The 6,171-nt window shown below is 68.5% G+C and carries 4 protein-coding genes; 1 reads left to right on the plus strand and 3 read right to left on the minus strand.

The window, feature by feature from the left end:
- Window positions 1-64: 64 nt before the first annotated feature.
- Entirely contained in the window at window positions 65-2,362 is a 2,298-nt protein-coding gene (locus tag FNH04_RS39520; protein ID WP_152790882.1) for an alpha-L-fucosidase, read from the minus strand.
- Window positions 2,363-2,747: 385 nt separating this feature from the next.
- On the opposite strand from FNH04_RS39520, the gene FNH04_RS39525 reads away from it, so the two are divergent.
- Entirely contained in the window at window positions 2,748-4,187 is a 1,440-nt protein-coding gene (locus tag FNH04_RS39525; RefSeq protein WP_152790884.1) for an RICIN domain-containing protein, read from the plus strand.
- Between the two features lie 220 nt (window positions 4,188-4,407).
- On the opposite strand, the gene FNH04_RS39530 is transcribed toward FNH04_RS39525, so the two are convergent.
- Both FNH04_RS39530 and FNH04_RS39535 read right to left on the minus strand, forming a co-directional pair.
- The gene (locus FNH04_RS39530; protein WP_228031881.1) at window positions 4,408-4,665 is read right to left on the minus strand and encodes a hypothetical protein; all 258 of its coding nucleotides are present in this window, start codon (window positions 4,663-4,665) and stop codon (window positions 4,408-4,410) included.
- Window positions 4,666-5,347: 682 nt separating this feature from the next.
- A complete protein-coding gene (locus FNH04_RS39535) occupies window positions 5,348-6,049 on the minus strand; it encodes a polysaccharide deacetylase family protein (protein WP_152790888.1) in 702 nt (233 codons plus the stop codon).
- Window positions 6,050-6,171: the final 122 nt, after the last annotated feature.

Here is a 6,171-nt window from a genome sequence, read left to right on the forward strand (position 1 = left end):
GGGTAGGGGAGGGGATCGGTGAGGGCCGGTGCGGTGTGACACCGGCCCTCTCGCGTATCGCCGGCTACAGGGCGATGACTTGCCATTCCTGGTTGGTGCCGCCGGTGTCGCGCCACTGGATGACCGTGGCGCCGTCCGCGGTGGAGGCGTCCTTGACGTCGGCGCACCAGCCGTTGCCGACGTTGACGAGGCGGTAGTAGCCGCTGGTCGCGGGGACCAGCTTCCACCACTGGTTGCTGGTGTCGGTGTCGGTCCACTGGTCGAGGGCCGCGCCCTCGGCGGAGCCGCCGGGACTGTCCAGGACCTTGCCGCTGCGGACGTTGGACAGCCGGTAGGAGCCGTCGGTGTTGGCCAACAGCTTCCACTGCTGGTTGGTGCCGCCGGTCCACGGCCACTGGATGATGGCCGCGCCGTCGGCGCTGGAGGCTCCGTTGACGTCCAGTACCTTGCCGCTCTTGCGGTTGACCACTCTGAACGTGCCCAGGTCCGCGGCGAAGGGCCGGTCGTAGACCTCCAGGCCCCGGATGGACGCCCAGGCCCCGGAGGGCAGGCCGGTGACGGTCACCCGCACGTACCGGGCCGAGGCGCTGAACATGGCGACCTGGACCTGGCTGGTGCTGGTGGTGCCGGTGCGGTCGGCCAGGGTGGTCCAGGTGGTGTTGTCGGTGGAGCCCTCGATCCTGTACCGGTAGTTGGTGGCGTCCAGCTCCCAGGCGATCCGGGCGCCGGTGAGCGACTTGGCCGCCCCCAGGTCCACCTTCAGCCAGTTCCCGGTGTTGCCGTTGTTCGCGCACCAGCGGGTCGCGGTGGAGCCGTCGACCGCCTTGGCGGCCGTGTTGCCCTTGGAGCTCTCCTCGCTGCTCGCTGTGGCGGTCCTGCCGGCGGCGATGTCGGACGGCTGCACCGTCCGGTCCAGGGTGACGCCGACGACGCTGTCCTCGGGGATGCGGGTGCGGTTGATGCCGGTGATGGCCACCTTGCCGCTGTCGTCCACGCTGAACGACAGGTCGGTGCCCGATGCCACGTCGAAGACCCGGGTGACCGTCGCGTCGCCGATCTGCGGGGTGGTGAAGGTGGTGCCGCTGTAGCCGGGCAGCAGGTGGACGTAGAAGGTCCTGTCCTTGTACGTGAAGCCGTACTGGCCGTCGACCGGGTTCCACGGGCCGCCGCGGGTGCCGTACACGGCCTCCCCGCACGTGGTCAGGAAGGAACCGATCTGCCGTACCAGGGTCTGCTGAGCGCTGGGCACCGCGCCGGTGCGGTCCGGGGCGACGTTGACCAGACAGGTCATGTTGCGCACCCAGGCGTTGACCAGGATGTTCATGGCGTTGCCGAAGCTCATCACGCCGGCGCCGGCCCGGTAGCCCCAGGCGCCGGCGATGGTGAAGCACTTCTCCGCCACCTTGCCGGTGCGGATGGCGCCGCTCGGGACGGAGGGGCCTTCCTCGCTGGTGAAGTCGCCGATCCAGCCGGCGCGCAGAGTGGTGACGGCGTCGGGCTGATGCTTGCGGACCAGGCCGGTCAGGCCCAGGGGCTTGCCGGTGGCGGCGTCGGTGTCGCTGTGGGCGGCGTCCACCGGCCACTCGTTGGAGGTGTCGCGGAACTTGCCGGGCTCCCAGAAGAAGGCGGCGTCCGCGTCGGAGCCCTGCTGGCCCAGCCAGCCGCCGTCCCACCAGATGTCGTCGATCTTTCCGTACTGGGTGACCAGCTCCTTGACCTGCTGGTACACCTCGTTCTTCATGATCCGCGCGTTCTCCTTGTGCGCGGGGTCGGTGGTGTAACCCCAGGCGTTCTCCAGGCAGTTGGTGCCGTGGACGTCGTAGTAGCCGGGGTAGCGCCAGCTCAGGGGGGAGAAGTACAGGCCCACCTTCAGCCCGGCATCGCGTACGGCGGTGACGTACTGGCCGATGAAGTCCTTCTGCAGCGGGGCCTGTCCGGCGTGCCAGGCGTTGGCGTGGGTGGACGGCCACAGCGCGAAGCCGTCGTGGTGGCGGGCGGTGAGGACGGTGTACCTGGCGCCCATGTCCTTGGCCAACTGGGCCCAGTCGGCCGGGTTGTAGGCGCTGCCGGTGAACTGCTCGCTGGTGGCGTCGGTGACGTACTTCTTGTAGTTCTCCGGCGTGATGGCGGCGTTCTCCATGTACCACTCGCCCTTGGCCGGGCCGGAGTAGGGACCCCAGTGGATGAACATGCCGATCTTCGCCTCCTGCAGCCACTGCACCTTCTCGTCGGGCTGCTGTTCGACCCCCATGTCGAGCTTGGGGATGCGCAGGGGCGGGAGCGGCAGGGGTCGGGTGGAGGCGGCGTGCGCGGGGCTCGCCAGGGCGGGCGTGACGACGGCGGCGACCGTCATGGCAGCCATGCCCATCAACACTCTTCGTCGAGTGAGCGGTTCTGACAAGGGAGATCTCTCCTGACTGTCCACAGGACAGCACGGACCGTGCTGCGGCTCAGCATCTGGACCGAACAGATCGGATGGGTCATCAGGGATGGTGGGATGCGGGGGAGCCGCACGAAGGCGTACATCTCACCGGGATGACACTGGATGTATTAATGGTCATGAGGTCAGCCCTGTCCAGAGGGCGGGCGAAAACTGCTCAGAACTCAAGTTCACCCAGCCGGCGAGAGAGGGTGGCTCGCTATACATCGGATGTATCAGCCCTTGACGCGCCCACGCCCCACCTCTACCGTCCAGCAACGGAGCCGCACAGATACCAACAATTCCGAAACCGTTGGTGAGGAACCCCATGCTCCGACGCACCCTCACGCTCGTGCTGGCCGCCACGATGAGCGTGTTCACCCTGCTGGCGACCGGATCGCCCGCCCAGGCCGCCCCCGTCACGGTGACCAACGCGACCCAGTTCACCGACACGGACGGCAACGTCGTCCACGCCCATGGCGGCGGGATGATCAGGGCCGGCTCCTACTACTACTGGTTCGGCGAGAACCGCAACGCCGACAACACCTTCAAGGCCGTCTCCGCGTACCGCTCCACCGACCTCAAGACCTGGGAGTTCAGACGCCATGTCCTAACCCAGGCCAGCGATCCCGAACTCGCCGTCGCCAACATCGAACGCCCGAAGGTGATCTTCAACAGCACCACCGGCAAGTTCGTGATGTGGATGCACAAGGAGAACGGCAGCGACTACAACCAGGCCCGCGCCGCCGTCGCCGTCTCCGACACCGTCGACGGCGACTACACCTGGCGGGGCAGCTTCCGGCCGTCGTCCGGCACCACGTCCCGCGACATGACGCTGTTCAAGGACGACGACGGCACCGCGTACCAGATCACGTCCGCGTCCGGCAACGCCGACCTGCAGATCTGGAAGCTCACCGCCGACTACACGGCGTACGACAGCATGGTCGCCAACCCGTGGGCCGGCACCTTCCGCGAGGCACCGGCGCTGTTCAAGCGGGACGGCGTCTACTTCATGCTCACCTCCGGCAACAGCGGCTGGAAGCCCAACCAGCAGAGGTACGCGACCGCGACCAGCATCACCGGCCCGTGGACCGCGATGGCCGACATCGGGGACGACACCGGCTACGGCTCCCAGACCACGTTCGTCCTGCCCGTCCAGGGCACACAGGGCACCTCGTACCTGTACATGGGCGACCGCTGGGGCAACTCCATGGGCGGCACGGTCAACGACTCCCAGTACGTCTGGCTGCCGCTGACCTTCCCGACCGCACGCACCATGAACCTGCCCTGGTACCCGCAGGTCGCCATCGACACGGCCGCCGGCACGGTCACCGGCGTGGGCGGCGGCCCGTACTACAACCTGGTCGCCCGGCACAGCTCCAAGTGCCTCGACATCACCGACAACTCGGCCGCCGACAGCGCGGTCGCCCTCCAGTACACCTGCAGCAGCGGCCTCAACCAGCAGTGGCGGCTCCAGGACGCCGGTGGCGGCTACGTCCGCGTCGTCGCCCAGCACAGCGGCAAGTGTCTGGACGTCGCGAACAACTCCACCACCGACGGCGCCTTTGTGAACCAGTACCGCTGCACCACCGGCACCAACCAGCAGTGGCAGTTCCAGGACCAGAGCAACGGCCACTACCGGCTGGTGGCACGGCACAGCGGCAAGTGCCTGGACGTGAAGGACGCCTCCACCGCCAACGGCGCCCGGCTCATCCAGTGGACCTGCGGGACCGGCACCAACCAGCAGTTCCAGCGCCGCACCGTCTGACGACACGCCGCCGCGGCAGATGTCGCGGCAGATGTCGCGTCGGTTGGGCACAGTGAGCCACAGTGCGTCCCCCGGCGGGTAGGCGGGGCCACGGCATGGTCCAGCAGAGGTCATTGCCGAGACCCGTCAACATCGATACCCGGCAACATGTTGTCGCCAGGTGAGTCCGGTCGAGACCACCGCTGCGTGACAGTACGGCCCGCTCCGTGAAAGCGCGAGGCTAGTCGCCGCCGTGCCGCTGCCCATCCTGAGGACTCCGGCCGGGCATCGAGTCCGCCCGCCGCTGCCGTGCCCCGAAGATCGCCGCCATGACCGGCATCATCAGGAAGAGCAGAGCGCCCGCGCCCGACATCACCGCCAGCACAACCGCCCCGCCGCCCCCGACATCCTCTTCACGGGCGACCACCTGCGGATCGTCCGCCTCGTATCGGATGGTCGCCGACAGCGCGCCCAGTAGCAGCGCGAGCGCCAGTGGCATCAGTAGGGCCGTACGAGGCCCCGAGCCACCTACGGTTGCGTTCCGCTGCCGTGCGCTGGAGGCGCCCGCGTTCGCTGTGCCGTCCAGGTCTCTCCCCGTCCGTTTCAGTTCCTGCCGAAGCGGTGTGCCACCTCTCAGACGTGGACTGCGCTTCGTATCCGTGATGCTGAACAGGCTAAAGACCGAGCCGAGTTGACATCACGTCTCGATTCGGCACACCGGACGCCGCCCGGCTGCCTGCTGTCGGCAACGAAGGTCGGTGGAGCGGTTCTTGGCGCCGCCAAGTGTCCATGATCGCTCACGACGACGAACCGTTCCCAGGCCGTCCCCAGACCGTCTTCAGGCCGTCCCAAGGCCGTCCGCGAGGTCGTGATCAGCGTCGCCGTGTCCGCGGCGGCTGCGGGGCCGAGACGGTGGCTGCCGGACGGATCAGAGAGTCGATTTCGGGAGGCCGACGCCCGTCCGCCCATGCCCTCCCTGGGCGGCCTCATGTGCGCTGAATCCGTTCGGCGGGGCGCCTGTCCGCCGACGCGCGGCGACCGTGGTGCTGCAGGAGACGGTTGGCCACGTCCGCTTGCGGTTGCCGTTGCCGTTGCCGTTCGGCTTGGCGGTCAGTTCTGGGCGCTGGAGTGGGCGGCGCTGATGTCCCAGGTCGTGATGACCTTCGCCGGGGAGGGTACGTTCATCGTGCCGCTCCCGCCGCCGATATTGCTGTCGGAGCCACGGCGCGGCCGGTTTGCGGGGAGATCATGCCGGCGCACAGGCTGCGGCTTGCCAGCCCCTGCGCGATGCGGGGGATGGCTGCGCGGGAGTTGGCGGCCCAGTCGTGCATGAGGATGACCTGGCCGCTGGTGAGCCGGCCGGCCGCTGCCACGATCGCGTCGGTGCTCGCGCCGTTCCAGTCCTGCGAGTCGACGTTCCAGATGATCTCGGTCAGGCCGTACCTGGTCGCGACGGCCTTCACCGTCGAGTTGGTCTCGCCGTACGGCGGCCGGAACAGCTTCGGCGTACCGCCGCCCGCGGCCGCGATGGCCTGCTGGGTCCGGGAGATCTCCGAGTCGATCGTCGCCTGGCTCTGCTGGGTCAGGTGCGGGTGTGTGTAGCTGTGGTTGCCGACCCACATGCCGGCATTGACCTGCGCCTTGACCTGGGCCGGGTAGGCGGCGGCGTACTGGCCCTGGTTGAACATCGTGGCCCGCAGCCCGTTCTGGGTGAGCGCGTTGAGCAGGGCCGGGGTGTTACCGGACGGGCCGTCGTCGAAGGTGAGCCCGACGTACCCGTTGCAGGCGGCGGCCTGCGCCGGGGCGGCGGTGTCGACGGTGAGGGTGCCGGCGGCAGCGAGCGTGGTGACGACGAGCAGCGAGAGGCGTGGTGTGGCTTTCATCGGGATTCCTCCGTGGATACCCCCGCCTTCAGGCGGGGGAGGAAACGGACTCCTGCGGAGCAGGGCAGGGAAAGCCGATTCGCCCTCCGGGCGGACCGGCGTCCATCGCCAACGGTGAGCAT

The organism is Streptomyces phyllanthi (assembly GCF_009377205.1).
GTDB lineage: Bacteria > Actinomycetota > Actinomycetes > Streptomycetales > Streptomycetaceae > Streptomyces > Streptomyces phyllanthi.

What these genes read in the sequence shown, in the direction of transcription:
- FNH04_RS39520 (WP_152790882.1), bottom strand. Translation starts at nt 2,362, where the DNA reads ATGGCTGCCATGACGGTCGCCGCCGTCGTCACGCCCGCCCTGGCGAGC.
- FNH04_RS39525 (WP_152790884.1), top strand. Translation starts at nt 2,748, where the DNA reads ATGCTCCGACGCACCCTCACGCTCGTGCTGGCCGCCACGATGAGCGTG.
- FNH04_RS39530 (WP_228031881.1), bottom strand. Translation starts at nt 4,665, where the DNA reads ATGCCACTGGCGCTCGCGCTGCTACTGGGCGCGCTGTCGGCGACCATC.
- FNH04_RS39535 (WP_152790888.1), bottom strand. Translation starts at nt 6,049, where the DNA reads ATGAAAGCCACACCACGCCTCTCGCTGCTCGTCGTCACCACGCTCGCT.